Annotated in this window: 26 protein-coding genes, 3 tRNA genes and 1 rRNA gene; 20 read left to right on the plus strand and 10 right to left on the minus strand. The window is 43.3% G+C overall.

The features are described 5' to 3' along the window. Window positions 1–325 (minus strand): 16S ribosomal RNA (locus BW947_RS14815); the annotation flags it as partial. Between the two features lie 911 nt (window positions 326–1,236). Between BW947_RS14815 and BW947_RS14820 the strand changes: the two genes are divergently transcribed. Next, window positions 1,237–1,701 carry a DUF4124 domain-containing protein gene (locus BW947_RS14820; protein ID WP_076500853.1) on the plus strand — a complete coding sequence of 155 codons (465 nt, stop codon included), beginning with the start codon at window positions 1,237–1,239 and terminating at the stop codon, window positions 1,699–1,701. Window positions 1,702–1,927: 226 nt separating this feature from the next. Here BW947_RS14820 and clpB read toward each other — a convergent pair whose 3' ends face one another. The 3 genes from clpB to rluD all read right to left on the minus strand — a co-directional run bounded on the left by clpB (window position 1,928) and on the right by rluD (window position 6,451). Further along, window positions 1,928–4,501: an ATP-dependent chaperone ClpB gene (gene clpB / locus BW947_RS14825; protein WP_076500855.1), complete on the minus strand. Its 2,574-nt coding sequence runs from the start codon at window positions 4,499–4,501 to the stop codon at window positions 1,928–1,930. A 198-nt stretch (window positions 4,502–4,699) separates the two neighbouring features. Further along, window positions 4,700–5,476, minus strand: a complete 777-nt coding sequence (gene pgeF, locus BW947_RS14830; protein ID WP_076500857.1) for a peptidoglycan editing factor PgeF — start codon at window positions 5,474–5,476, stop codon at window positions 4,700–4,702. Further along, entirely contained in the window at window positions 5,477–6,451 is a 975-nt protein-coding gene (gene rluD, locus BW947_RS14835) for a 23S rRNA pseudouridine(1911/1915/1917) synthase RluD (protein WP_076500859.1), read from the minus strand. It abuts the gene before it with no gap. Window positions 6,452–6,573: 122 nt separating this feature from the next. On the opposite strand from rluD, the gene BW947_RS14840 reads away from it, so the two are divergent. The 5 genes from BW947_RS14840 to hmpA all read left to right on the plus strand — a co-directional run bounded on the left by BW947_RS14840 (window position 6,574) and on the right by hmpA (window position 9,452). Beyond that, window positions 6,574–7,335 carry an outer membrane protein assembly factor BamD gene (locus BW947_RS14840; protein WP_076500861.1) on the plus strand — a complete coding sequence of 254 codons (762 nt, stop codon included), beginning with the start codon at window positions 6,574–6,576 and terminating at the stop codon, window positions 7,333–7,335. A gap of 228 nt (window positions 7,336–7,563) precedes the next feature. Beyond that, window positions 7,564–7,639: transfer RNA gene (locus BW947_RS14845), tRNA-Phe, on the plus strand. 54 nt (window positions 7,640–7,693) lie between these two features. Next, a tRNA-Leu gene (locus BW947_RS14850) sits at window positions 7,694–7,780 on the plus strand. Between the two features lie 81 nt (window positions 7,781–7,861). Further along, window positions 7,862–7,948, plus strand: a tRNA-Leu gene (locus BW947_RS14855). A gap of 310 nt (window positions 7,949–8,258) precedes the next feature. Then, window positions 8,259–9,452 carry an NO-inducible flavohemoprotein gene (hmpA, locus tag BW947_RS14860; protein ID WP_076500863.1) on the plus strand — a complete coding sequence of 398 codons (1,194 nt, stop codon included), beginning with the start codon at window positions 8,259–8,261 and terminating at the stop codon, window positions 9,450–9,452. Between the two features lie 113 nt (window positions 9,453–9,565). Here the strand turns inward: hmpA and BW947_RS14865 are convergent, their stop codons facing one another. Further along, window positions 9,566–10,273, minus strand: a complete 708-nt coding sequence (locus tag BW947_RS14865; protein WP_076500865.1) for a pseudouridine synthase — start codon at window positions 10,271–10,273, stop codon at window positions 9,566–9,568. 160 nt (window positions 10,274–10,433) lie between these two features. Here BW947_RS14865 and BW947_RS14870 point away from each other — a divergent pair, with 160 nt between their 5' ends. Continuing rightward, entirely contained in the window at window positions 10,434–11,351 is a 918-nt protein-coding gene (locus tag BW947_RS14870; RefSeq protein ID WP_076500867.1) for a TPR end-of-group domain-containing protein, read from the plus strand. A 113-nt stretch (window positions 11,352–11,464) separates the two neighbouring features. Here BW947_RS14870 and BW947_RS14875 read toward each other — a convergent pair whose 3' ends face one another. Beyond that, a complete protein-coding gene (locus tag BW947_RS14875) occupies window positions 11,465–12,091 on the minus strand; it encodes a helix-turn-helix transcriptional regulator (RefSeq protein WP_076500869.1) in 627 nt (208 codons plus the stop codon). Window positions 12,092–12,238: 147 nt separating this feature from the next. Between BW947_RS14875 and BW947_RS14880 the strand changes: the two genes are divergently transcribed. After that, window positions 12,239–12,853 carry an NADPH-dependent FMN reductase gene (locus tag BW947_RS14880; protein WP_076500871.1) on the plus strand — a complete coding sequence of 205 codons (615 nt, stop codon included), beginning with the start codon at window positions 12,239–12,241 and terminating at the stop codon, window positions 12,851–12,853. A 56-nt stretch (window positions 12,854–12,909) separates the two neighbouring features. Beyond that, window positions 12,910–13,326: a VOC family protein gene (locus BW947_RS14885; RefSeq protein WP_076500873.1), complete on the plus strand. Its 417-nt coding sequence runs from the start codon at window positions 12,910–12,912 to the stop codon at window positions 13,324–13,326. A 61-nt stretch (window positions 13,327–13,387) separates the two neighbouring features. On the opposite strand, the gene BW947_RS14890 is transcribed toward BW947_RS14885, so the two are convergent. Further along, the gene (locus BW947_RS14890; protein WP_076500876.1) at window positions 13,388–13,726 is read right to left on the minus strand and encodes a TehB family protein; all 339 of its coding nucleotides are present in this window, start codon (window positions 13,724–13,726) and stop codon (window positions 13,388–13,390) included. A 211-nt stretch (window positions 13,727–13,937) separates the two neighbouring features. Here BW947_RS14890 and BW947_RS14895 point away from each other — a divergent pair, with 211 nt between their 5' ends. Beyond that, the gene (locus tag BW947_RS14895) at window positions 13,938–14,408 is read left to right on the plus strand and encodes a YcxB family protein (protein ID WP_076500878.1); all 471 of its coding nucleotides are present in this window, start codon (window positions 13,938–13,940) and stop codon (window positions 14,406–14,408) included. A 72-nt stretch (window positions 14,409–14,480) separates the two neighbouring features. Here BW947_RS14895 and BW947_RS14900 read toward each other — a convergent pair whose 3' ends face one another. After that, a complete protein-coding gene (locus tag BW947_RS14900) occupies window positions 14,481–15,044 on the minus strand; it encodes an acetate uptake transporter (RefSeq protein WP_076500881.1) in 564 nt (187 codons plus the stop codon). Between the two features lie 912 nt (window positions 15,045–15,956). On the opposite strand from BW947_RS14900, the gene BW947_RS14905 reads away from it, so the two are divergent. The 5 genes from BW947_RS14905 to BW947_RS14925 all read left to right on the plus strand — a co-directional run bounded on the left by BW947_RS14905 (window position 15,957) and on the right by BW947_RS14925 (window position 19,830). After that, on the plus strand, window positions 15,957–16,193 hold the full coding sequence (locus BW947_RS14905; protein WP_076500883.1) for a hypothetical protein: 237 nt from the start codon (window positions 15,957–15,959) through the stop codon (window positions 16,191–16,193). Between the two features lie 367 nt (window positions 16,194–16,560). Beyond that, complete coding sequence (locus BW947_RS14910; RefSeq protein WP_076500885.1) at window positions 16,561–17,424, plus strand: MipA/OmpV family protein; 864 nt, start codon at window positions 16,561–16,563, stop codon at window positions 17,422–17,424. A gap of 5 nt (window positions 17,425–17,429) precedes the next feature. Further along, complete coding sequence (locus tag BW947_RS14915) at window positions 17,430–17,840, plus strand: DUF3019 domain-containing protein (RefSeq protein WP_076500887.1); 411 nt, start codon at window positions 17,430–17,432, stop codon at window positions 17,838–17,840. Further along, window positions 17,840–18,553: a response regulator gene (locus tag BW947_RS14920; RefSeq protein WP_076500889.1), complete on the plus strand. Its 714-nt coding sequence runs from the start codon at window positions 17,840–17,842 to the stop codon at window positions 18,551–18,553. Before BW947_RS14915 ends, BW947_RS14920 begins: the two co-directional genes overlap by 1 nt. A gap of 11 nt (window positions 18,554–18,564) precedes the next feature. Further along, window positions 18,565–19,830: an ATP-binding protein gene (locus tag BW947_RS14925; RefSeq protein ID WP_076500891.1), complete on the plus strand. Its 1,266-nt coding sequence runs from the start codon at window positions 18,565–18,567 to the stop codon at window positions 19,828–19,830. Window positions 19,831–19,881: 51 nt separating this feature from the next. Here BW947_RS14925 and BW947_RS14930 read toward each other — a convergent pair whose 3' ends face one another. Continuing rightward, window positions 19,882–20,187: a DUF1289 domain-containing protein gene (locus tag BW947_RS14930; protein ID WP_076500894.1), complete on the minus strand. Its 306-nt coding sequence runs from the start codon at window positions 20,185–20,187 to the stop codon at window positions 19,882–19,884. 160 nt (window positions 20,188–20,347) lie between these two features. On the opposite strand from BW947_RS14930, the gene BW947_RS14935 reads away from it, so the two are divergent. Continuing rightward, the gene (locus tag BW947_RS14935) at window positions 20,348–20,884 is read left to right on the plus strand and encodes a DUF4136 domain-containing protein (RefSeq protein ID WP_076500896.1); all 537 of its coding nucleotides are present in this window, start codon (window positions 20,348–20,350) and stop codon (window positions 20,882–20,884) included. An 84-nt stretch (window positions 20,885–20,968) separates the two neighbouring features. Here BW947_RS14935 and cysM read toward each other — a convergent pair whose 3' ends face one another. Continuing rightward, a complete protein-coding gene (gene cysM, locus BW947_RS14940; protein ID WP_076500898.1) occupies window positions 20,969–21,847 on the minus strand; it encodes a cysteine synthase CysM in 879 nt (292 codons plus the stop codon). Window positions 21,848–22,059: 212 nt separating this feature from the next. On the opposite strand from cysM, the gene cysP reads away from it, so the two are divergent. The 4 genes from cysP to BW947_RS14960 all read left to right on the plus strand — a co-directional run bounded on the left by cysP (window position 22,060) and on the right by BW947_RS14960 (window position 26,110). Then, the gene (gene cysP / locus BW947_RS14945) at window positions 22,060–23,067 is read left to right on the plus strand and encodes a thiosulfate ABC transporter substrate-binding protein CysP (RefSeq protein WP_076500900.1); all 1,008 of its coding nucleotides are present in this window, start codon (window positions 22,060–22,062) and stop codon (window positions 23,065–23,067) included. Between the two features lie 194 nt (window positions 23,068–23,261). After that, window positions 23,262–24,107, plus strand: a complete 846-nt coding sequence (gene cysT, locus BW947_RS14950; RefSeq protein WP_076500902.1) for a sulfate/thiosulfate ABC transporter permease CysT — start codon at window positions 23,262–23,264, stop codon at window positions 24,105–24,107. 9 nt (window positions 24,108–24,116) lie between these two features. Further along, window positions 24,117–24,983: a sulfate ABC transporter permease subunit CysW gene (cysW, locus tag BW947_RS14955; RefSeq protein ID WP_076500904.1), complete on the plus strand. Its 867-nt coding sequence runs from the start codon at window positions 24,117–24,119 to the stop codon at window positions 24,981–24,983. After that, complete coding sequence (locus tag BW947_RS14960; RefSeq protein WP_076500906.1) at window positions 24,980–26,110, plus strand: sulfate/molybdate ABC transporter ATP-binding protein; 1,131 nt, start codon at window positions 24,980–24,982, stop codon at window positions 26,108–26,110. The genes cysW and BW947_RS14960 overlap by 4 nt, the downstream gene beginning before the upstream one ends. The last annotated feature ends 114 nt before the right edge of the window (window positions 26,111–26,224 follow it).

The following is a 26,224-nucleotide window of genomic DNA, read 5'->3' on the forward strand; positions in this document are numbered from 1 at the left end:
TCAGTCCCAGTGTGGCTGATCATCCTCTCAGAACAGCTAGGGATCGTCGCCTTGGTGAGCCATTACCTCACCAACTAGCTAATCCCACCTAGGTTCATCCAATCGCGAAAGGCCCGAAGGTCCCCTTCTTTCCCCCGTAGGGCGTATGCGGTATTAGCAGTCGTTTCCAACTGTTATCCCCCTCGACTGGGCAGATCCCTAGGTATTACTCACCCGTCCGCCGCTCGCCGCCTCAGAAGTAAACTCCCTTGCGCTGCCGCTCGACTTGCATGTGTTAGGCCTGCCGCCAGCGTTCAATCTGAGCCATGATCAAACTCTTCAATTAAAGTTTTTTGCTTCTCAACTTCTTATAAATAAGAAGCCAATCAGCGGCTCAATGAATTCTGATTTTTTTGTTTCCACATCCTTATAAAGGAAGCAGAAACAAACTGTACATATTGCTATGAACACTCATTGTTACATTGATTTAAATTTTTGACTGCCAACCCGAAGGCTAAGCAGTTTCGATTAACTCAACACCTGTGAGTGTCCACACAGATTTCTTGTTTTATATTGTTAAAGAGCAACTCAATCTCATCAGAGAATCTGAGTACCACACTGAGCATCAAATGCTTCCAGGTGGCTAGGGCTGCGTATTCTACGCATTTCCCATTGTGCGTCAAGGAGTTTTTACAAACTTTCTCAACGCTCATCAATCAGTAAACTTATTGATGAGCTGTCACATCAGGCGGCTTAACGCTGTCTGCCGTGTCAGTGGATGCGCATTATAGGCAGCGCGAGATTTTGTGCAAGGGCTTTTTAAACAATTAAAATCAAACGCATGAATAACCATCAAACTGCAGAAATATGCTGCACAATTGGCTGATTATCCCTATTGAACTGATAAATTTGACTAAGAAAATCACCAACTATCGTGGTTTTAATGGATTGAACTCCTATAAACAGAGGTGAATAGGTATTTTATCTGCAATAAGTAAACGTTCTCAAAAATAGAAAGGATAGTTGCGATGGCATAAGAGGAAGGCGATCACCACATCACTGCCAAATTCACTGTACCATTGCATTCTTAGCGTGATGAGATACTCAGTCATTGCTCTATAAACAGATATTGCTATTTTTACTGTTTGATTGGATGAATTTTGCATACACTGATTTGTGTTAAGCCATGGGCGTGACTCTAGCCTTCAAGAAAGCATATTTTATTGTATCGATAAGCTGCCATTAGGAATAATTTCAATGTTACCAGTGAACAAGTTCAGCACAATATTATGCCAATGGCTCTGGCTAGGCCTTTTTACTAGTCCTGTTTTGGCAGACGTTATTTATACTTGGGTTGATGATAATGGGGTAACGCATTACAGCCAGCAGGCTCCACAACAAGAGAGTATTCAAGCTGAGAAGTTATACAGTAAAGATTTGTCGCAGGCTAAAGTGGGTTTTATTGCACCAGTAAAGAAACAAGAAGTGCCACAAACCAGTGAAGTAGAAAAGCCAGCAGCTTTGATTAAACAAAAAGATGCCAAACAGGCTCAATCGATTTGTGAGAGTGCAACACATAATTTAGAAGTACTGACGACGCATACTAATCTTATCCGCCAAACTTCAGATTCGAGCAAGCCTGTCGCGATGACTGAAGAAGACCGCCAAACATCGATTGCTCAGCAACAAGAAAGAATCAAACTCTTCTGTAATAAGAAGTGATAAAAATAGCAGCCGCTAATATCAACAATAAAAAGTGCTTGAGTACATAAAAAGGGCTGAGTTAGAAACTCAGCCCTTTTAGGTTTTAGTGCTTTGATGTAGGTTAGGTACCGATTAAATTAGCTCTGTACTGATTAATTTCAAGCTCAGATTCTAGAACGCTTATTTTAAAATAACCGGTGCACTTACCTCAAGCATTCATCTCACATTCAAACAATACACATTGTTATTGCTCAAATACTAACTCACCACCCGCACAGCTGACTTTGATTGGTTTGCCTGGTAATAAATCGCCACGCAACAATCTTTGCGCCAGTGGGTTTTCGACTTCTTGCTGCAATGCCCGTTTCAAGGGTCTTGCACCATACACAGGATCGAAACCAATTTCTGCAATCAACGATAATGCGTCGTCGGTGATCTCCAATGTATAGTCCTTCTCTGCCAAACGTTGGCGTAAAGAAGCAATCTGTATCGAAGCAATACGTTTGATATTGGCAGCATCCAATGGATGGAATACCACAGACTCATCAATACGGTTTAAAAACTCGGGTCTGAAGCTGTGGGTGACCACATTCATTACCGCTGCTTTCATCTCTGCATAGGTTACTTGACCAAATCCTTCTTGGATAATGTCGGAGCCTAAGTTCGAGGTCATGATGATCACTGTATTTCTAAAGTCTACAGTACGACCTTGACCATCGGTTAAACGTCCATCGTCAAGCACTTGCAGTAAGATGTTAAACACATCAGGATGCGCTTTCTCAACTTCGTCGAGCAATATCACCGAATATGGTTTACGACGAACGGCTTCTGTTAAGTAACCGCCCTCTTCATAGCCCACGTATCCAGGAGGCGCACCCACTAAGCGCGATACTGAGTGTTTCTCCATAAACTCAGACATATCAATACGTACTAAAGCCGATTCGGTATCAAATAAGAACCGCGCCAATGATTTACACAGCTCAGTTTTACCCACACCCGTTGGGCCTAAGAACAGGAACGACCCAATCGGACGATTTGGATCCGCCAATCCAGCGCGACTACGACGGATCGCGTTAGAAACCGCATCAACGGCCTCATTTTGGCCAATAACCCGCTCATGCAACGCCACTTCCATTTGCAGTAATTTTTCGCGCTCGCCCTCAAGCATTTTCGATACGGGAATGCCCGTCGCTTTAGACAAGACTTCGGCGATTTCAAACTCAGTCACCTTATTACGTAATAAAGTCATATCTTGCATCTCAGCTTGGGATGCTAAATCAAGCTGCTTTTCAAGCTCAGGAATGCGACCGTACTGCAGCTCAGACATCCGCGTTAAATCACCCGCACGACGCGCCACTTCTAAGTCCATTCGAGCTTGCTCAAGATCAGCTTTAATGTGCTGAGTTCCCGCTAATGCGGCTTTTTCAGTATGCCAAATTTCGTTCAGATCAGAGGCTTTGGCTTCAACTTCACGTAATTCTTCTTGCAAGGTTTCAAGCCTACGACGACTCGCCTCATCACTTTCTTTTGCTAACGCTTGCTCTTCCAACTTAAGCTGAATAGCACGACGCTCTAATCTATCAAGCGACTCGGGCTTAGAGTCCATCTGCATACGGATACTCGATGCAGCTTCGTCAATTAAATCAATTGCCTTATCGGGCAACTTACGGTCCGACACATAACGGTGCGACATAGTCGCTGCCGCCACAATCGCCGGATCGGTAATTTCAACATGGTGATGCAGCTCGTAACGCTCTTTCAGTCCACGCAAGATAGCGATAGTATCTTCAACGCTGGGCTCATCCACCAGTACTTTTTGGAAACGACGTTCAAGCGCCGCATCCTTTTCAATGTATTGACGATACTCATCGAGCGTCGTTGCGCCGACACAGTGCAAATCACCGCGCGCTAATGCAGGTTTGAGCATGTTACCAGCATCCATTGCGCCCTCGCCTTTACCCGCACCGACCATAGTATGTAATTCGTCGATGAAGAGGATGACTTGGCCCTCTTCCTGAGCTAGTTCGTTCAGTACCGCTTTTAAACGTTCTTCAAACTCACCACGATATTTAGCGCCCGCAATCAATGAACCCATATCGAGCGATAACACTCGCTTATTTTTAATACCTTCGGGCACTTCGCCATTAACGATACGCTGGGCAAGCCCTTCAACAATCGCAGTTTTACCCACACCAGGCTCACCAATGAGCACAGGGTTGTTTTTGCTACGACGTTGTAATACTTGGATTGTGCGACGAATCTCTTCATCACGGCCGATCACAGGATCCAATTTACCCTGCTCTGCTCGCTCAGTAAGATCGATGGTAAATTTTTTCAACGCTTGGCGTTGATCTTCCGCATTAGGATCGTCTACTTTTTGTCCGCCACGCATCTGTTCAATCGTTTGTTCCAGTAATTCTTTAGTCGCACCGGATTTTTTCAGCGCTTGCGCAAGGGCGTCGGTACCTTCTAAGGCCGCCAGCACAAATAACTCACTAGAGATATATTTGTCTTTACGCTTTTGCGCCAACTTATCACACAGGTTTAATAACCGTATCAACCCTTGGGATAATTGCACATCGCCGCCAGTACCTTCGACTTGCGGTAAACGCTCAAGCTCTTGGCTCAAAAGCGATCGCAGCGCACTCACGCGAATGCCCGCTTGGGTTAATAACGGATGGATTGAACCTGAATCTTGGTTCAACAATGCCATCATCAAATGCAGTGGTTCAATAAACTGATGATCACGCCCAAGTGCAAGAGACTGGGCATCTGAGATGGCAAGCTGAAATTTATTGGTCATACGATCGAGTCGCATACAGCCTCCTAAAACTCACATAATAGAGATATACCAATCCACAAGATATCTTGCCAATTAAGTAGCTTTAGATAAGTACTGCTAATGGAAAATTCTAAATAGGATTGGTGTTACATTTCGTTAGTTAAAAGATGGGGGCTATTTAGCCAATTTCAAGCGGACACGACATAAATAGAGATAAATTTTAGGGATATAAGCTTAAGACTTAAGCCAGATCAACGAAGCCATACGCCCCGTTACCTTATCGCGTCGATAAGAGAAATAATTCGTGTCGGTAACAGTGCAGATATCGGCACTATAAATATGGTTTATACCAAGCAAACTCAAGCGCAATTTAGCTAAACTTACGATATTGGCAAAATATTTATCACCACTAGGGATAAAACAGGCTGCCGCCTGCGGATGCAAAGCACAGAATGCTTGCTTTACTTCGGCGCCAACTTCAAATTTTTGTGGCCCAATAGCTGGACCTAAATACGCAATTAGCTCATTCATTGGTGAACTAAACTGCGCTACTGTGGCTTCAATAACACCATCACACAAACCACGCCAACCGGCATGGGCCGCAGCCACTTCGGTTCCTGCTTGATTACACAATAACACGGGTAAGCAATCAGCGGTCATTATCGCGCAAACTTGGCTCGCTGTTTGGCTATAACTGGCATCGGCAATCAGCGTATTTGAACTAGCTAAACTCTGATTAACTAAACCCGTATTATCCAAACTCTGGTCAACTAAGTTCAGCGAGTCTAAATTAAGCACATGAGTGCCATGGACTTGCTCAAGCCAAACAGGATCGGCAGCTAATGTTAATTGCTTAGAAAGTAACTCACGATTAGCCATCACCCGCTCTATCGTATCGCCAACATGTAGCCCAAGATTAAGGCTATCAAAGGGATGCGTGCTCACACCGCCATGACGATTTGTCATAGCGATGCCAACATTGGTAGGAACAGGCCAATCGTGATGTAACATTTACAAATACTCGATCGGATGCTCAACCGTGTCTTGGCGCAGTGCTTTAGTCAGAATCACCATGTCTTCAGGAATTGGCGCTTGCCAGCTCATGATTTCACAACTCACTGGGTGTGCTAATTCAAGACGCACCGCATGCAATGCTTGGCGTTTAAAGTTTTTCAGAATATCGAAAAACTCTGGGCTAGCATATTTAGGCGGTTTTGGGCGGCCACCATAGGTAGGATCGCCAACCAACACGTGCCCAATGTATTCCATATGAACACGAATTTGGTGAGTACGCCCCGACTCCAAACGCAGTCTTAATCGCGTGTGGTTGCGGAATTTTTCTGCAACACGGTAATGCGTCACCGCAGGTTTACCTGAGTGCAGCACAGCCATGTGAGTACGTTTGGTGAGATGGCGACCAATTGGCTCATCCACAGTACCGCCACCCGTCATAGTCCCCATCACAATCGCTTCGTATTCACGAGTGATTTCACGGGCCTGCAACGCTGCAACTAAATGCGTTTGTGCTTCAACAGTTTTAGCTACCACCATTAAACCTGTGGTGTCTTTATCAAGACGATGCACAATACCTGCTCGCGGTACATGCTCAATATCAGGACAATGGTGCAATAGCGCATTCATCAAAGTGCCATCGGCATTGCCAGCACCAGGGTGAACCACAAGGCCAGCTTGCTTATTAATCACCATAATATCGTCATCTTCATAGATGATATCAAGGTCAATAGCCTGCGCTGCCGCATGTACTTCTTCTTCGAGCGTGGCATCAATCACTATCTGCTGCAGCTCATAAACTTTTTCACGGGGCTTATTAACGACGACGCCGTCAACATGAACTGCATCAGATAGGATCCATTCCTTGATGCGCGTGCGCGAGTAATCTGGGAACAACTCTGCTAGGGCCTGATCTAATCTCAGTCCAGTTTGTGTTGCCGAAATCTCGCTTTTTAGATTAATCTCTTGTGTCATAGGAACCGTATCCCCATTTAGGGGTCAAAAAATGTGTGCTATCTGTTACAATCGGATGTTTTCTATTTTATAGTGAAATGGAAAAATTCTTAACTACAACTTAAAAAGAATTGAATTCAAGTATGTATAAATTTTCCAAAGGCGTTACCTTAGTCCTATTTTCACTAGCGTTATCAGCCTGTAGCAGCAGCCCTGATGATAACGATATTGCCGCCAAAACGTCACCTGATGTACTTTACACTCAGGCAAGAACCTCTATGGAACTTGGCAATTACTCTAAAGCTGTCCGTTCTTTGGAGGCGTTAGACTCGCGCTTCCCTTTCGGACCTCACAAAACCCAAGTCCAGTTAGACCTGATTTATGCTTACTACAAAATGGACGATGTTGCCTCGGGGATTGCGAACATAGACAGATTTATCCGTCTTAATCCTACTCACCCTGATGTTGACTACGTGTTCTATATGCGCGGTTTAGTGAACATGCAAGCAGACAACTACTTGTTCCACGATATGCTTAATATCGACCGAACCGATCGTGATCCTAAAAATGCTCAAGATGCTTTCAAAGATTTTGATCGTCTTATCAAAACCTATCCTAACAGCAAATATGCCGCAGATGCGCAAAAACGCATGTTAGCGTTAAAGAATCGCTTAGCAAGATATTCAATTCAAGTTGCCGAGTATTACCTCAAGATGAATGCTTGGAGCGCCGCAGCGATTCGAGCACAATCAGTCATGGAAACATACCCTGGCACCCCTTCAAATGAGCGGGCATTAGAAATAATGATAGAAGCTTATGGCGAATTAGGTCAGAGCAAGCTGAAGCAAAACGTGCTCATGGTAATGCAAGCTAACTATCCAAACAATGAAATCTTATCAAACTAATGTAGAAAGCCCCTGTGATAGGGGCTTTTTTTTGCTTCGGATTGCAAATCCGTCATTCTTTAGTTTTGCTAAGTACTCAGTCTATATTGAAGTTTGACGATTTTGACATCGACAGTAGCCACACAAATGATACTTTCGAGTGAATCTTACTCAACCAAGTCGTTTTTTAGGTTATTTCGTAAAAATCTATTGACTCAAAACCCGAAAAGACTTTAAATTGCGCCCGTCGCCCGAATAGCTCAGTCGGTAGAGCAGAGGATTGAAAATCCTCGTGTCCCTGGTTCGATTCCGGGTTCGGGCACCATCTTTAAATTGGTTGCTACAGCGGCTAATGTTAGAGAACTGCAAAAGGTACAGTGCAGGTGTGGTGGAATTGGTAGACACGCCAGCTTCAGGTGCTGGTGCTCGCAAGGGCGTGGAGGTTCAAGTCCTCTCACCTGTACCAAATTGCAGTTCAACGAAACAAACCATTACGATTTGTTATTCGATATTAAGATTATTCATTCGATGAAATTTCGATAGCCATGCAGATGTGGTGGAATTGGTAGACACGCCAGCTTCAGGTGCTGGTGCTCGCAAGGGCGTGGAGGTTCAAGTCCTCTCATCTGTACCAACATTTAAACCTCGCAATGCGAGGTTTTTTTGTATCTGTTTTTTATGTCTGTAATAAAATAAGCCTCTTATTGCTCCTCGCTTAAACGCACCAACCTATCTTTAGTTGGCTTTACGGTAAGCCATTTTACCTATTGAAATATAAGAATTAATACACTTCAATACGCCTATAACACCTTCACATCAAACGCCGGCAATACATTCACGCACCTTTGTGCATAGCACAGAAAACAGCAATAACTATTGATCCAAATCAAATAGATCTTTAAACTTATTAAACATTCATATTATTTGCGCGTTAAGGATTTTCTATGTTGGATAGCCGTACCATCCAAGTAATTAAAAGCACCATTCCCCTATTAGAATCAGCAGGCCCAGCACTTACCACTCACTTTTATGAACGTTTGTTCAAACATAATCCTGAGTTAAAAGATGTATTTAACTTAGCCCACCAGCATTCTGGTGGTCAGCCTGTCGCCCTTTTTAACGCTGTCGCAGCCTATGCTAAAAATATTGAAAACTTAGCCGTGCTTGGCTCAACTGTTGAGCGCATAGCCCAAAAGCATACAGGTTTTTTAATTAAGCCTGAGCAATATGCCATTGTCGGTGGCCATTTATTAGCCACTCTTGAAGAGTTAGGTGGCGATGCAGTGACCGCTGAAGTATTAGAAGCTTGGGGACAAGCCTATGGCTTTTTAGCCAATATTTTTATTCAGCGTGAGGCGCAAATCTATCAAGCACAAGCAGAACAAGAAGGTGGTTGGTCAGGTGAACGTCGCTTTATCATTAGCGAAAAAAACACCGAATCAGCAGTCATTACCTCTTTCATATTGACTCCTGAAGATGGCAAGCCAGTTAAAGATTTTATTCCTGGTCAATATTTAAGTTTGAAGTTAAAGCATCCTAACTTGGCAAATGAAGAAATTCGTCAGTATTCGCTATCCGATGCGCCTAATGGCAACAGTTATCGCATCAGTGTAAAACGTGAAATCGGTGGCCAAGTATCAAACCTGCTTCACGATGCACTACAAGCGGGTGACAAGGTTACGGTTATGCCTCCTGCTGGTGACTTCATGCTGAAGGTGACACCTGAAATGCCAGTCGTATTGATTTCTGCAGGTGTAGGCCAAACTCCAATGAAAAGCATGTTAAACCAGCTACTCAAGCAACAGCATCCAAGTAATATCACTTGGTTGCATGCCTGTGAACAAGGTCCCGTGCACGGTTTTAAAGATGCAATTCATGCCAAGCGACAGCAGCATACTAATCTAACTAGCCATGTCTGGTATCGTGAGCCGAACCCAGCGGATGTGTTAGGTAAAGACTATGATTTCAAAGGACAAATGGAATTAAGCAAAGTAGCCGAACAACTGGCCCCTAACGCACGTTATTATTTCTGTGGTCCAATTGGATTCATGTCTGCTATCAAACAGCAATTACTTACGCTGGGTGTAGCAATTGAAAACATGCACTATGAAGTATTTGGTCCACACGCCGATCTTTAAACGCATGCCACGGGCTTGAGGGAATTAACTCTCAAGTCCGCTTTTGTGCTTGAAATGGCAAACGTTAAAGATGATGGAACAACAATGTATCTTTTATATTGCTCTATCAGTTTTCAGCTGATACAAGCCACTTCTAAACTCGTCAATGCACGGCCTTCACCCGGCGCTAACGTGTCATCTAATACAATATCGCCTATAGATAATCGATGTAAGCCAACGACAGGATTGCGAAATCGTCCAAACATCCGCTTGATTTGATGATACTTACCTTCACTTAAAGTCACTTCGGCCACATTGCGAGTAAGGATCACCAGCTTAGCGGGTTGAGTGGTAATATCTTCAAAACTAAAGTACATGCCAGCGGAAAATGCAGCAATGTATTCCTCTGTTAATGGGTTAGCTAAACTAACGCGATAGACTTTATTTACCTTCTGGGTCGGCGACATTAACGCATCAGACCAACGGCTATCATTGGTCAATAACAGTAAACCTGACGAATTTAAATCTAACCTACCGGCAATATGCAGCTCATCACGGCCTTCGCAATCAAGCAAATCAATGACCGTTTTATGTTGAGTATCTTTGGTGGCACTCACTACACCTGTTGGCTTATGCAGCATCCAATAAACCGGCGTGTTGGCTTGCAGTATTTGATCGCCAAGTTGAATATGCGAAAACTCATCCACTTGTTTATCCATGTCTTTGACAACTAATCCATCGACACTGACGTTACCTGAAAGCAAGAGTTCACGTACCGCTTTACGGTGAGTTTGTAACTGGTTACAAAGGTAGCGATCGAGTCGGCCGCGCTTAGATTGCATAACACCACAAATGACGAAATATGAATGGAATGGCTATTCTATCAGGATGATCGTTGCGCTCATAGCGAGCCATTACCACTCTATGTAACGAAGATTTTCGGGACTAAATTGGATCGCACTCGCTAAATTTTGTTAAGCTAGGCGCTTAATTCATCTTACTGTGAGTGGTTGCCGCATCAAAAACTTATCTGCAAATCCCGTTATACAATATTCGAACCCGCTATTTTTAGCCTTATTTTTAGTGATGCTTGCGAGCTCTTTTTTCGCTCAAGCTAATGATACCTCTAGCCCGCCCGCAGCACCTCAACCTTCCGCCATACATGATAAACCGCTTATCGAGCGTTATGTTCTCGATGAACTTAAGTTACTTAGACACGATCAACAGGATCTCGAACGACGCCTCACGATTGATATTACCGATCGCGAGCTGGCAGTAGCCAATGCGTCGATGAATTACGCTAATGTCACTGTGACTTACTTCTTCTACATCATTGCGGGGGTCGCTTCTTTAGTCGCTTTTATTGGCTGGCAATCCCTGCGGGAAATCAAAACACATACCGCCAAACTGGCAGCTAATCAGCTACAAAGTATTGCTGAGCAATATGAAAATAAATTTAAAGCATTAGAGCAAGAACTTCAGCGTAAGAGTCGCACGATCACAGACAATAATCGCGAGATTGAAATTATTAATGAGATCCATAATCTCTGGTTGCGTGCCCAAAGCGCACAAACCCCAGAACAAAAGATAGAAGTCTATGATGAAATACTCACGGTTCGACCGGGGGATTTAGAGGCGCTGACCTACAAGGCTGATGCGGCCATGGAAATGCGCGAGTTTAACTGGGCACAAAGCCTATGTAATCGCGTATTAGAGGTTGACCCCACTAACGCCCACGCGTTTTATCAAAGAGCCTGTGCTTTTGCCTGTTTAGGGGTTGAAGAAAGAGCAATTTCTGATTTGGAGCGCGCTATCGATAACAGCGCTTCGTTTAAGGAACTGGCTTTAGATGAGGCTGATTTTTCACAACTTAAAGGGCACCAACGTTTCGATACGCTATTGGCTTATCACGAACCTTAAACACAAGAATATTGATAGCGGTTCTATCGTGATTTGGTCCACTTCTTGACTCAGTTATCAACTCTGTGATGTTTTATACAATAGATAAAGCATCGCAGAGGAGTTGTTTAAGGTCACTTTAAAGTGATGACTTCAATTTTATATGCACAGCGGCGTGCGCCTTCAATAATATGTTCTTCACGGGTCACCACGGCAATATCAGCGAATAACTGCTGAAAAAGATGTAACTCTGAACGGCAAAAATTTAAACATTTGGTGGCTGCAGCGCAAATAGGACAATGATTTTCTAGTAGAAAATATACGCCACCCATTTGCTCCATCGTCGCCATATAGCCTTCGTTTGAACGCAGCTGCACAAGTATCGCCAAACGAGTAGGAATATCTGTCGCCCCTACCATCGCGGCACGATATTGGATTAACGCACTTTGCTCCCGATGGTCAATTAACTTGTCTAAGCCTTGATCGCCAAAAATCATTCTCACCGAATCAATTAGCTGTACCGTCAATTCTTCATGGCGATCAGCAAAGTGAACTCGGCTTTGCTCAGTCAAAGTCCAATACCGCGTTGGCCGACCACGCCCCTCAGCTCTATCTTCAATATCCACATCGCCAGTGTCTTCTAAGGCTTGAAGATGTTGACGCACACCCATAGTTGTTAACACCAATTCTTCCGCTAAGGTTTTAGCCGTTAACGGGCCATGCAACTTGAGCAATTGAATAATTTTATCAGTGGTTTTCATCTGTTATCTCCAATTTAAGCCAGAGCATTATCGCTGAACCACCATCGCTTTAATAGATTAAATAAACTTTTTTATTTACTTTATCCTTTACAATATTAAGTAAAGTGATTACCTTACAATTAAATTATAAACAAATAGGTTTACTTAATGAAATTACTCATTATCAGCAGCAGTCAAAGACTTGACTCACAGAGTGCAAAAGTTGGGCGCTATATTGCCGACAGCAGCTTTCTATCACCCCATACGATGGGATACGACGCCATACATCACTTAGAATTATGCCGTTTTGAACTGCCCTTTTGGGATGGTGAAGAACACAGTAAAGGTAAGCACTGGCCCGAAATAGAACAAAAAATCGATGAAGCTGATGCATTAGTGCTAATCACCCCTGAATGGGGCGGTATGGCATCACCACTTCTGAAGAACTTTTTATTGATGTGCACTCGCGAAGAAACTGCCCATAAACCAGCACTATTAATCTCAGTATCCACTGGAATTGGCGGTACTTACCCCATCGTTGAAGTAAAGATGAATGCGCTCAAAAATAATAAATTAGTGCCGATTCCCGACCACTTAATTATTCGCAATGTTAGCAATGTGCTAAATCCAATACCCGAGGATGCTCGCGATATCGCACTCAGGGAAAGAGTGCAATACAGCTTACATATGCTGCATCAATATGCCCAAGCCCTGGCACCTATTCGTGAACGACACGCAAATCAAGCGTACCCAAAACAGCAAGAGTACTGTTACGGTATGTGAGCGGCTTGAGATTTTAACCACCAGTAACAGACTAAAATCATTACAAGGAACGCATTATGATTCATTTAGAACATATTAACTTAGTGGTAGACGACATTCCCGCAGCACTACGTTTTTATCAAGCAGCTTTTCCTCACTGGCGTGTTCGCGGTGGCGATAAAAGCTCTTGGTACGGCAAACCCCGCAATTGGATTCATTTTGGTGATGATTATCAATATATTGCTTTTAGTGATAATGGTGAGGGAGAAAATCGAGATTTAACCGGCCACCAAATAGGCCTCGCACACTTTGCCTTTGTGACCGACAATTTAGATGCTGTGATAGACAGATTAACCCAAGCAGGATTCCCCATTGCCAAAGAAGGTATGGAGGATCCCTATCGACGCAATATTTACTTCTTCGACGCACACGGCTTTGAAGTCGAGTTTGTCCAGTATCTGAGTGACATGCCTACCGAGCGAAACCGTTATTAAGCCGCATCGTTATGTCAGTATTGGTATTAAATACCGACATAACCTGAGTGAGTAGCATAAGCTACTCATTTCGCTCAGATTGCTGCTGCGCGACAATCTCTGAATCTTTTTGGGCATAAAAGTGGATCCTAAACTCGGTATCATCGGTCATCAGCTCCACTTTATGCCAATACTCAGGATGAGAAATAGCCGTTTCTCCGGCATTAATGACGATTTGTTTGTCTAACTCGCCCCTTCTGTCGGTAAAACCGTAAAAGGTCAGCTGGCCGGCTAACACTTGAATTTGCCCATACACGCCAGCCTTGGTGTTGTGCATATGCAGCAACATTTTAGGGACACTATCATGGGAGAAAATGGGCGTTGATTTATAATTAACAAAATCTTTAGGAATTAAGGCCATAATGCGACTACGCTCCTTGAATAAATGGTTGAGAATCTAATAAATCTGACGACACACTCACTATAACGGTTACCGCATTGCAGTCCAACCCACTTGCCTAATTGCAAAGATATTAAGTGGTAAAATCACCCTCTTTCTCAAGCGTCTAGTTACTTTGTCATTGGTAATCGCTACACTAGCGCCTTAAGCTTGACCTCAATTAGATGACATTATGCCAACGCCTTATTCCTATTCGACCACCTATATTTTAGATAAAGCTCATTTTGAAGAATGCTATAGTCAATCAGTCATACCCGATCCCACGCTTAAACCCTACTACAAAGCCATTGGATTATTTCTAATAGGTATTGCGCTTATTTTCAGTGGCATTAGTCTGTATTTAGCTTACTTTTTTGTTGGATTAGGTGTTATCGAAGCGCTCAATGTGAAGTATCACAAGGCTTGGTGGCTAATGCGGCAGATGATGAGTAAAGCCGCTAGTAATGAGGTGAGTCTTACAATTGATGAGTTAGGTATTCACACTCAATCGATGTCGGTGACTAGCCAAATTTTATGGACCGATATTTACCGGATTAAAGAAACCGAAAAGGGCTTTTTAATCACCCACAAAGCGGGCACGAGTTATGTTTCATTACGTAGTTTAGATGAGGCTGCTGCAGCCTATATTAAAACTAAAATCTAATGTTGCTAAAAAAAATCCAAATAAAAGGCTGATCCATATCAGCCTTTTTTACAGCTACACATGCGCTAAGGGTTACAGCTTTAGTTCACCAATCGGTAAAATCGTGCGGCCATACTCATTATTAAGTACCTGCGCCATCGCAAAATAAATTGCACTCGCGCCGCAAATGATACCTTCAAAGCCCGCAATAGTGCCGATTAAGACATTGCCGGTAAAATCACGTGCTGCAAGCAAAAAAAACAAAATAGTCAATGAAGCAAAGACAAACTGCTTAGCTCTGGGATAACGCAAAGAACCCACAAACATAAATGCAGTAAATATGCCCCACAGCGTCAAATACCACCCCATAAAATACGTTGGACTGGCCGCAATACCCGCATTAGGCATCAGAATTAACCCCACCAGTGTTAACCAAAACAAACCGTATGAGGTAAATGCCGTCGTACCGAAAGTATCGCCGCGCATAAAACACATAATACCCACAATCACTTGACCAATGCCGCCGTAAAAAATCCCCATGGCTAAGATCATCGAATCAATAGGGAAATAACCCGCGTTATGGATATTTAATAAAATCGTTGTCATACCAAAGCCCATTAAACCCAGTGGTGCCGGATTAGCCAATTTTGCAGACACTGCATTCCCCTATAAGATAAATAATTCAATAAAAAAATCAATAGCATTAGCTATTAACCTTCTATTTGCACATCAGCAAGAGCGGCGCATTCTAGAGAATAACAATACCGTTAGCAAAGGAATCATTTAAAACAGGTAGTTACAACAAAAAATCATTTAAAAACATCATGTTAAATATTTTAAAATACAAAACAAAGTCATTCTAAAAAACACGTAGAAATTAATCCTTTTTAATTCAATATCCTAAAATAAAAATCGCCTGCAACCTGCTTCAGGTCGCATTTAATACCAATTTCTACAGCTAGCGCATTATTCAGCTATAAACACTCAAAAATCATCACCATAAATGAAGGGTAAAACTGCGAAAATTATGCTCTTTACCGCAAATTAACCCTTAAGGTGACGAAAGCGGCACTTTTGGCAGAAACCCACATTTTAGAACGCTAATGGTCTATATGGGTTGAACGCTTAAGTTTTAGCTAGAATTCAGGGAGCATTATTCAGGGAGCATAAATTTTGCGACATGACTTTCAAGGCATAAAACTTGTACAGCTAACAGCGCATATTGATACTGACATCAAACTCTATAGACAATATTTATCTATGGATAAAACACATTGGTAAAATACCGACTTAACTCGCGAGCCGTAGAGTACAACTTTAATTACCCATAGCTTAAACCGCGTGAAATACCGGGAGGATGGCATAATTGAAACTCGTGAAGGTAACTAAATCACTCCACTGACCTGAAGCGAATCAAGGGAAAATAGCAAAAAAACACTTAACCTCAAAAGGTCAAAATTATTTATATCAAAAACAGAATAGCAGTGCTAAATTGCGATGGTTGACGCAGTTATATTAAGAGGATACTTCTTGAACTGTTGTTAACAATACATAACTAAAGGAAATAATATGAAGAAGTTATCAGCTGTTTTTACCTTATTAGCATTAGTTAGTGCCACTTCGTTTGCTGACGATTCAAGTTTACCGTCTGCACCCGCAGCCGATGTAGCTCAGCTGAAAGAAGTCTGTCAACAGATGGCCTCTGAAGATCAAGTCGAGAATGCGGAACTTACACAATATGTGCTGGACTGTGTAAATGATCAACTCACTGAGATAGGCTACAAATCGGTTACTGAGGTCAATTAATCTTCATTCAAATCTCATCGTATTATCGCAAAACATAAGCTCTATATTCATCCAATGCCATTCACATCAGCGAATGGCATTATTATTTATAATTTAAATAATCACTTAACGACAGCTGACCTTATTTGGGTTAAAAGCCAAATGTAATAATGGCTCGTTTAAATCTTAAAAAACCAATCATAACACCATGTGAAAATAGGTTTTTTTACATGTAATTAATGCATTACAACTTCTAGGCTCTACATTTATTCTATTTACACGATAACTGTATCACTTTGCATCACCCCTTATGAAACCGCTGTTGAATTTTTCGTAAAGTGCTACTCTGTCCTCCAGTACAGGCAACTGCAGCTTTAATCGTTAAATCATGCACCGGATCCTATTTATCCTCATTGTTAGCTTAAGTATTTTGCCTTCAATTGGAATGGCGAAGCAGACTTGCGTGCCTGAAAGTCAATGCATTGAGATGAACAACTGGGACTTAGGTGTTGCGATTGGCTGGGGACAAAAATCTAATCCATTAAAAGACTTTAATGATATACCTCTATTTTTTATTCCGACCATCGCCTATTACGGTAACAACTGGTTCTTTGATAATGGCAATTTAGGTTACACCTTAGCCGAGCAAGAAAGCTTTACCATCAACTTAGTGACCAGTTATAGCTTAGATAGAGCCTATTTTTATCGCTGGGACCCATCGAATGTTTTTTTAGAGCGTAGTAGCCAGATGCCGACAAAGGCAACGACAAATTTAGCATTAACCACAGAACCAGAAGCAGAGTTTAATACGCTAGAAACGCGAAATTTCACTATGCTTGGCGGCGCTGAAGCCTTTATCTATACAAGGTTGGGGATTGTTCGCCTAGCCTACACCCACGATATGTTTAATGTTCACCAAGGTTCTGAAGCCCAAATAAAGTGGAGCAATGGCTGGGAGGTCGATCGTTTCATTTTTGAATTTGCATTGATATTTGATTGGAAGAGCCAAGCCGTGGTGGATTATTATTACGGCGTTCGGCCCAGTGAAAACGCTTACTGGAGCGAACACTACCAAGCAAAATCGGGGTGGAATAAAGGTGCAGAAATAACAACTCGTTATGTATTAACTGACAATTGGGATCTACTGTTGGCAGTTCGTTATACTCAAATAGCCGATGAAATTGCCGCCAGCCCCTTGTTAATACAAGACTATAGCCGCACCTATTTTGTCGGTGCTGCTTATAGGTTCTAATATTAGTGACGCTGTCTCAATTAAGCTGGCTGGCTTTGATCGGTTTAAGCCTCAGTTTAGTAAGCCCACATTTAGCACAAGCTAATAGCCGCGATGCTGCACTTAAACTGACACCTGAAATTTGTATCACTAGTTCAGATAATCAAGCCTGCGACATCGATATAGAACTACACTGGACATTAGCCAAAAATGAGCTTGTCTGTATTTTATCTGACAATATTGCCTATCCAAAATGGTGTAGCGATTCCGTTTTAACAAATAATTTACAGATGAAAATTCATACCTCAACGGACATTGAATTTATCATGGTGAGTAAAGACAGTAACCAAACGTTGGCGAGCGCCAAACTTAAAATCACTTCTGCAGCACAACCTCAGGTTCGCAGACGTTATCGCAACCCTTGGAGTTTATTTTAATGACCAGCCCACAATCGAACCACAGAGTATTATTGGTTGAAGACGATGTTCGCCTTGCAAACCTTATTGTCGATTACTTAAAGTCCCATGGTATGCATGTTGAAGTTGAACGCCGTGGCGATACGGTATTAACTCGATTAATCAATTACAAGCCCGATATCATACTGTTAGACATTATGCTGCCCGGTATGGATGGTCTCACCCTGTGTGAAAAACTACCCGATTATTTCGCCGGCCCGATCCTACTGATGAGCGCGTTAGGTTCACCCGAAGATCAAATCAAAGGCTTAGAACTCGGTGCCGATGACTATGTGGTTAAGCCCGTCGATCCCGCCTTATTAGTGGCGCGAATTAACAACTTACTACGTCGTCAAAACCAGCCACCGCAGGCCGAATCACACTGCTTAACCTTTGGAAAACTGAGTATCGACCCGCATACCCATGCGATTCGCCTTAACGAAACGGAAGTCGATTTAACCAGTCACGAGTTCGAGTTATTATGGCTACTCGCCTCACAAGCAGGCCAAGTGCTTAGCCGTCAATATATCTATCAATTACTACTCAACATTGATTTTGATGGTAAAGATAGAAAAATTGATGTGCGTGTTTCTAGATTACGTAAAAAACTCAACGATAGTATTGAGACACCATTCAGAATTAAAACCGTTTGGGGGCAAGGTTATTTATTTGCTCCTGAAGCTTGGAATAACTAAGTAACCATCCAGTGAAGCGCCTCTTTATCAGTTTATATCTGCTACTCAGTCTCAGCGTGCTTGGGATTAGCTGGACACTCGACAGCCTGTGGCAGAAAAATGTCGATGATAATAATGCTCTCGATGCGCCACTAGTCGCATTCGCGCAATTATTAGCTGAGCTCCCTGCCGATACCCGTCAACGATATTTGGAGACGATCCCAGCTAATCCTGTAATGCCACTACAATTACTAAACGCCGATCAAGTTGCGTTGTTAGACAATCAAGCCTTGAGTAGCAGTAAGGTGTTCACCACCACTAACAACAATAGCCTGCTGCAATTTATTAGAGTCGGCGATCAAGTATTAATGGCGGGGCCGCTGGATATCGATCCTAGAGCAAACCTTCGCAGCCTATTCACGCTGTTCTTTTATTTATCACTCGCTCTTGTGGCACTAATTTGGGTCGGCCCACTTTCACGGGATTTGAGCATACTACGTAAGGCAACCAAAGAATTTGGCGAGGCCAAATGGGACACCCGTATTACCCTGTCAAATCGCTCTCAAGTTAAACCTTTAGCTAATACATTTAACGAAATGGCACGGCACATCAGCGCCTTAATTGAAAATCAAAAACACCTATCGAATGCGGTATCCCATGAGATCCGCACCCCGCTGGCTAGGCTTAAATTCGCCCTTGCGTTAATTCCTATGTATTGTCAGCCCGATTCTGACGCACAAAAGCGACAAAATTTTATTGATGAAATGCAAATCGATATCAAAGAGATTGAAGATTTACTGCAAGAACTACTGACTTATGCCAGCTTAGAATCCCAGCGAGAAGGGATCCAATTAGATGAGTACGATTTAATTCAGCTAATCAATCAAACGATTAAACGTTTAGAAAACTTAAGTCCAATCCCACTCGTCATTAAGACGACTATTGATAAACTGCCACTACTAGGTGAACCTGCATTAATCGAACGTACGCTGCAAAATTTACTGACCAATGCACAACGCTTTGCCCGCACTGAAATCATCATAGAAGTTAAACAGACACAGCACAGAGTGAATTTAAGTGTGAGTAACGATGGTGAACCTATACCGGCGGTTGATTTACCTAAAGTATTTGAGCCTTTTTATCGCAGCCAATCGGTGCAAAATGGTAATAAAGGGCACGGTTTAGGGCTTGCTATAATCAAACGTATTATGCAGCGACATCAAGGCGATGTCAGCGTTAGCAGTAATCCATACCAGACGTGCTTTAACCTTAATTGGCCGATAAAACGCCAGCTGTAATGCAACCTTTTAACCGTAATAGTGACACTCAAGCTATGGCCTCATACTAGGTTAGTCAAGCTCAAAACCACCAAAATCTAGCGAGGCTTCTGGCTCAGGGTCGAAATTCAGTTGCGGATTTAATTCGGCCCTTTCTCGCTCAAGTTGGGTTTGCCGTGCTTTCATTATTGCCAGCTGACGACGGCGTTTACGTTGGGTACATAAGCGGATCACATCGTACTTTTGCGCAGCTGAAAACGTTAACCAATTAAATCTTTCGTCACGGCTACGCAGGCAACCATTACAGTAACCACGCGCATCGGTATGGCACACTCCGATACAAGGACTGGGTATTTCAAAAAAGGCTAACTGTTCCATAACCTGCTGCAATTTCTCTCTCAAGCACCAACGCCTATTAAATAACGTCGCTGCCTGATGGTAAAAGGGATGTAAATACAACACTCTTATCTAAAGTACTTGCAGAAACGTCTATAATCAAGGCACATTGGACGGAGTTTGTACAACTTGGAGCACTATTATGGGATACCGTTACTTTGCTAGTCTGCTAGTCGCTGTTGCCTTATTAAGCGCTTGCAGCAGTAAACCGAAAAATGATTACGATCTTAATTACGATTTCAGCGCGCTACATAACTTTGCACAGCTCACACCACAGAAAACCGACGATCCATTAAGCGCCCAGCGTATTCAGGTTGAAATAAGTCATCAATTGAGCCAGAAGGGTTTTACCGAGAATGCTCCAGTGCCTGACTTTAATGTCTCTTACGCACTGCTAACCCAAGACAAACCTAAAGACTCAGGCCTTTCAATCGGCTTAGGCACGGGTACATTTGGTAGCTCAGGGGGTATAGGAATAGGCACCAGCGTTGGCGTACCACTGGGCAGTGATAGCGCAAAAATTCAGACTATTCAAATTGATATTATCGATCCTAAAACTAAAGCATTGATTTGGCGCGGCAGCGATAGTTTTAACTTTGATGCTGGCGGAGATCAAAAAGCCCAAGATACCGCTAAGGCGGTTAGCCGGATTTTAGCGCAGTTCCCACCGCAAAAATAACTACTAATAACTTAATAGAATGGGCGTATATCGCCCATTTTTATTGATAAGGTATTCGCATCGCCCGAAGCCACGATCGTAGATTCAGGAAAAAAGCCCTGATGAAAGATAGCGATCGCCGCGATCACAAATAATCGCCACCACCACTGACCCCGGATATTGTTTGGCAATCTTTAGCGCAGCAAACACGGCGCCGCCAGAGCTGACTCCCGCACAAATCCCTTCTTCTCGGGCTAAGGTTCTAGTCATGTCTTTTGCATCTTGCTCTTCAATATCCATCACGACATCCACGCGGGATGCATCAAAAATCTCGGGTAAGTACGCCTGCGGCCAGCGGCGGATCCCTGGAATCGCACTGCCATCGGCAGGCTGAATACCAATAATAGTGATGTCGGTATTACAGCTTTTAAGGTATTTAGACACCCCCATAATGGTGCCTGTTGTGCCCATGCTAGACACAAAATGAGTGATTTTACCTTGGCTCTGCTGCCAAATTTCAGGGCCAGTAGTCATAAAATGCGCGTTAGCATTATCTTGATTATTAAATTGATCCAGTACCTTACCTTTGCCTGCAGTTTGTAACTGCAACGCTAAATCCCGCGCGGTCTCCATGTTATCCACCAGCATAAGTTCTGCACCATAGGCTTGCATCGCATCTTTACGTTCCTGAGTCGAGTTTTGCGGCATAATCAGGATCATCTTGTACCCTTTAATGGCCGCCACCATCGCTAGTGCGATCCCAGTATTACCACTCGTCGCCTCGATGAGCGTATCACCTGGGTTTATCTCTTGGCGCAGCTCTGCCTGAATAATCATATTGAGTGCTGCGCGATCCTTGACTGAACCCGCCGGATTATTCCCTTCCAACTTTAACAATACAGTGGAATCACCACAGTTAAGCCGTTGCAGGCGCACGAGTGGAGTTTGTCCAATACAGGCTTCAATGGTTGGAAAGTCAGACACTGTGGTTATCCTTTACTTGATAGAAATAGCTAAGCGATAGCCTATTCTATGTGGGTTACCGTGAACAGACACGCTGAATATTGCTGATGGTATACAATAAATCGCTCATAGTTATTCAAAAAGGTTCTATACAACTGACTTCTTATAAACAATTACTTCTATTAATCTATAGGTAACAACGCTGACAAAGTCGCCAGTCCAAGGAGTTAAAAATGCCAGTAAAATTGATAAAGGCCCTGCTAGGGACCCTCTTTCTGGGGACGTCACTCAATGTGGCTGCCGCAGATCAAACCCTGCTAAATTCTTCGTACGATATTGCACGGGAATTATTCAGTGCCTATAACCCTGTTTTTGCTAAACATTGGCAAGAAAAAACCGGTAAAACTGTCGAGATTAAACAATCTCACGCGGGTTCATCGGCGCAGGCACGCTCTATTTTGCAGGGTTTGCCAGCAGATGTGGTGACGTTTAACCAAGTGACAGACGTACAAGTACTATACGATCGCGGTAAATTGATCCCTGAGAACTGGCAAAAATTGTTACCAAATGACAGCTCACCTTACTATTCCACCATTGCATTTTTGGTGCGTAAAGGTAATCCAAAGCAAATCAGTGACTGGGGTGATTTAGCTAAAGATGACGTTAAACTGGTATTCCCTAACCCAAAAACCTCTGGCAATGCCCGCTATACTTATTTAGGTGCATTAGGTTATGCCCAGAAAACTTTGGGGAAAGATAATCTGGTTGAACAGGATCAATTCCTGAAAAAGTTTCTCGGCAATGTAGCCGTATTTGATACTGGCGGTCGTGGTGCAACCACCTCTTTTGTAGAGCGTAATATCGGCGATGTATTGATTACCTTTGAGTCAGAAGTGAACAATATCCGCCAACAGTATGGTGCTGACGATTACCAAGTTATTGTACCAAAAACATCGATTCTAGCTGAGTTCCCAGTTGCAGTTGTCGAGAAAAATGCTAAACGTAACGGTACGATTGAACTAGCAACTGAGTATTTACAGTATCTCTACAGCGAAGAAGCACAACGTTTATTGGCAGGTTTCAACTATCGAGTACATAACGAAAAAGTTCAGGTGGAGTTTGCTAAACAGTTCCCTACGGTTGACCTGCTAACTGTTGAGCAAATCATTGGTGGTTGGGATAACGCCATGAAAACCCAATTTGCTAACGGTGCAAAACTTGATCAATTACTTAAGCGTTAATCTCAAACTGATGTTATAAAAGGTAAACATTGCAACCCGGGCTAAGTCCCGGGTTCAACAGTTTTGTGGTATTCAGTCGTCATTATTGCAAACAGTGAAGAGAGTTTTGATTGTCTTATCTCTGGTCGCAAATGACTGACGATAAACAAATTGTATTGGTTTTAATTCAATTAACCTGATCGGGTGATTATTCTGTGATTTTTAATAACGGGCGTTTACGCCATAAGCGGGTTCTTCCAGGTTTTAGCATCAGCTTAGGTGTGTCCCTACTATTCGTCAGCCTGATCCTATTATTGCCGATTTCAGGGCTTATCATGCAGACCAGTTCAATGAGCTGGTCTGAATATTGGGGCGTGATTTCCGATCCCAGAGTGGTGGCCAGTTATCGCGTTACTATTTTATCGGCACTAGCGGCATCGTTATTTAACTGCCTTTTCGGATTATTGCTCGCATGGGTACTGGTGCGTTATGAATTTCCGGGTAAACGCATAGTTGATGCATTAGTGGATTTACCCTTTGCATTACCCACCGCAGTTGCAGGTATCACCTTAGCCAGCCTTTATGCCGCAAATGGCCAAATTGGTAGTCTGCTTGCCGAGTTTGGAATAAAAGTTGCGTACACCCCCTTAGGCATAGTGGTAGCGATGATTTTCACCAGCATTCCCTTTGTGGTACGAACAGTACAACCGGTACTGGAAGAGTTGTCCCACGATGAAGAAGAAGCGGGCATGACCCTTGGCGCCTCGGATCGAGCAGTATTTTGGCACATTATTTTACCATCTTTATGGCCAGCATTAATGATGGGAACCGCACTGTCTTTTACCCGTAGTTTGGGTGAGTTTGGCGCCGTTATTTTTATCGCCGGTAATATGCCCTATATCAGCGAAATCACTTCATTAATGATTTTTGTCCGCTTACAAGAGTTTGATTTTGCAGGTGCCAGTGCCATTGCTTCGGTAGTTTTACTGACTTCGTTACTGTTATTACTGCTAATAAATCTGTGGCAGGCGCGTTATCTGCGCCGTATTCATGGACGTTAAGGAGCGAATATGAACTCATTTAAACCCTTAAGAGTCGGTGAAGCGCCCCTTATAAAATGGAGCCTGATTACACTCGCAGTGCTCTTAGCCTTATTATTTTTGCTAGTACCGCTGGTAAGTATTTTTCAACAAGCTCTCGTTGGCGGCTGGCAACGTTATATTGGGCACCTAAGTCAGCCTGATACGCTACATGCGATTGGCTTAACCTTGATTGTGGCGGCGCTCACGGTGCCTATCAACTTAATATTCGGCATTATGCTGGCATGGAGTGTTACTCGGTTTGAATTCCCCGGCCGCAAGTTACTTATCACACTCATTGATATCCCGTTTGCGGTATCCCCTGTCGTCGCAGGTTTACTGTATTTACTACTCTATGGCAGTAACGGCTGGCTTGGCGAATGGCTATATGAGCACGATTTACAGGTCATGTTTGCATGGCCAGGAATACTGCTAGTGACCATTTTTGTTACTTGCCCCTTTGTCGCCAGAGAGCTCATTCCATTAATGCAACAACAGGGGGCGTCGGAAGAAGAAGCGGCCGTTATTCTCGGAGCATCATGGTGGCAACTATTTCGCCGCGTGACATTTCCCAATATCAAATGGGCACTGATTTACGGTGTGATCCTCACCAATGCTAGAGCCGTGGGGGAATTTGGCGCGGTTGCAGTTGTGTCAGGTAATATCCGCGGTGAAACCAACACCTTATCATTACATGTACAATTATTGTACGAAGATTATCAGGCTGAGGCCGCCTTCGCGAGCGCGTCATTACTGGCCTTAATTGCCCTATTGACCCTAATGCTAAAAGCCGTAGTTGAATGGCGACAACAACGCAGTTTAACCGCCAATGACAATAAAGAGCAGAGTCCATTATGAGTATTCGACTGACTAATATTTCTAAGACGTTTGGCCAGTTCCAAGCGCTTTCTCCACTCACTCTTGATATTCAAGAAGGAGAAATGATTGGCTTACTGGGCCCCTCTGGTTCAGGTAAAACCACATTACTGCGAATTATTGCCGGTCTTGAAGGCGCTGATAGCGGCAGCATTCATTTTGGTGACAGAGAGGTTACCCAAGTCCATGTGCGTGAAAGAAGAGTAGGGTTTGTATTTCAAAACTATGCGCTATTTCGCCATATGACGGTAGCAGATAACGTCGCCTTTGGACTCGAAGTGATGCCTAAAAAACAAAGACTTCCAGCGGCAGAAATTAGTAAACGAGTGACACAACTGCTAGAAACAGTGCAATTAGGCCATCTCGCTAAGCGCTACCCTGAGCAACTGTCGGGCGGTCAAAAACAGCGGATTGCCTTGGCGCGCGCATTAGCGACGCAACCCGAAGTGCTGCTCCTAGATGAACCCTTTGGTGCCTTAGATGCCAAAGTGCGTAAAGAATTACGCCGCTGGTTACGTAGCCTGCATGAGGAATTGAAATTCACCAGTGTATTTGTGACCCACGATCAAGATGAAGCACTTGAGCTCTCTGATAGAGTGGTCGTAATGAGCAATGGTCATATAGAACAAATTAATACGCCTGCTGAGCTATACTCGCACCCCAATAGTCGCTTTGTGTTTGATTTTCTGGGTAACGTCAATGTGTTTGAAGCCAGTTGGCAGCAAAGTCGTTGGCAAAATGGCCAAGCATTTTTGGTGCCTCCAGCGCAGCAGACATTGCAGCAAGATGGCGCACTTTATGTCCGTAGTCACGAATTAACACTGTCAGACAAACCTAATAGTCAGGCCAACTTGCCGTTTGATATTGTTGCCATAACCCCAGTAGGCGCCGAAGTGAGAGTGGAATTAGCACCACACGGCTGGCATAGCAAAGAACTATGGGAGGCTAAATTCACCCAACATCATCTGCAGGAGCTCGGGCTACAAAAAGGTAGTTTGGTATACGCCACGCCAAGAACAGGTTACTTCTTTGGTGTAAAGGGCGACAGTTCACCGACCCGTCTAAGCTGGCCATTCTTAACACCGGGTAGCCTCGCCTTTGATATCTAAATTTTTATATTGGCAGGAATAGACAATAATGTTGGCGTGCCACAGGATCGTGATATCGCCAAAGCCGTTAGCTAGACGTTGGCGTTGTTGCCACAGAAGAAATAATTGACCAAT

It is taken from the genome of Shewanella morhuae, assembly GCF_900156405.1.
GTDB classification, from domain to species: Bacteria; Pseudomonadota; Gammaproteobacteria; order Enterobacterales; family Shewanellaceae; genus Shewanella; species Shewanella morhuae.

Coding starts and splice junctions, on each gene's coding strand:
- BW947_RS14820 (WP_076500853.1), top strand. CDS start 1,237: ATGTTACCAGTGAACAAGTTCAGCACAATATTATGCCAATGGCTCTGG.
- clpB (WP_076500855.1), bottom strand. CDS start 4,501: ATGCGACTCGATCGTATGACCAATAAATTTCAGCTTGCCATCTCAGAT.
- pgeF (WP_076500857.1), bottom strand. CDS start 5,476: ATGTTACATCACGATTGGCCTGTTCCTACCAATGTTGGCATCGCTATG.
- rluD (WP_076500859.1), bottom strand. CDS start 6,451: ATGACACAAGAGATTAATCTAAAAAGCGAGATTTCGGCAACACAAACT.
- BW947_RS14840 (WP_076500861.1), top strand. CDS start 6,574: ATGTATAAATTTTCCAAAGGCGTTACCTTAGTCCTATTTTCACTAGCG.
- hmpA (WP_076500863.1), top strand. CDS start 8,259: ATGTTGGATAGCCGTACCATCCAAGTAATTAAAAGCACCATTCCCCTA.
- BW947_RS14865 (WP_076500865.1), bottom strand. CDS start 10,273: ATGCAATCTAAGCGCGGCCGACTCGATCGCTACCTTTGTAACCAGTTA.
- BW947_RS14875 (WP_076500869.1), bottom strand. CDS start 12,091: ATGAAAACCACTGATAAAATTATTCAATTGCTCAAGTTGCATGGCCCG.
- BW947_RS14880 (WP_076500871.1), top strand. CDS start 12,239: ATGAAATTACTCATTATCAGCAGCAGTCAAAGACTTGACTCACAGAGT.
- BW947_RS14885 (WP_076500873.1), top strand. CDS start 12,910: ATGATTCATTTAGAACATATTAACTTAGTGGTAGACGACATTCCCGCA.
- BW947_RS14890 (WP_076500876.1), bottom strand. CDS start 13,726: ATGGCCTTAATTCCTAAAGATTTTGTTAATTATAAATCAACGCCCATT.
- BW947_RS14895 (WP_076500878.1), top strand. CDS start 13,938: ATGCCAACGCCTTATTCCTATTCGACCACCTATATTTTAGATAAAGCT.
- BW947_RS14905 (WP_076500883.1), top strand. CDS start 15,957: ATGAAGAAGTTATCAGCTGTTTTTACCTTATTAGCATTAGTTAGTGCC.
- BW947_RS14910 (WP_076500885.1), top strand. CDS start 16,561: ATGCACCGGATCCTATTTATCCTCATTGTTAGCTTAAGTATTTTGCCT.
- BW947_RS14920 (WP_076500889.1), top strand. CDS start 17,840: ATGACCAGCCCACAATCGAACCACAGAGTATTATTGGTTGAAGACGAT.
- BW947_RS14930 (WP_076500894.1), bottom strand. CDS start 20,187: ATGGAACAGTTAGCCTTTTTTGAAATACCCAGTCCTTGTATCGGAGTG.
- BW947_RS14935 (WP_076500896.1), top strand. CDS start 20,348: ATGGGATACCGTTACTTTGCTAGTCTGCTAGTCGCTGTTGCCTTATTA.
- cysP (WP_076500900.1), top strand. CDS start 22,060: ATGCCAGTAAAATTGATAAAGGCCCTGCTAGGGACCCTCTTTCTGGGG.
- cysW (WP_076500904.1), top strand. CDS start 24,117: ATGAACTCATTTAAACCCTTAAGAGTCGGTGAAGCGCCCCTTATAAAA.
- BW947_RS14960 (WP_076500906.1), top strand. CDS start 24,980: ATGAGTATTCGACTGACTAATATTTCTAAGACGTTTGGCCAGTTCCAA.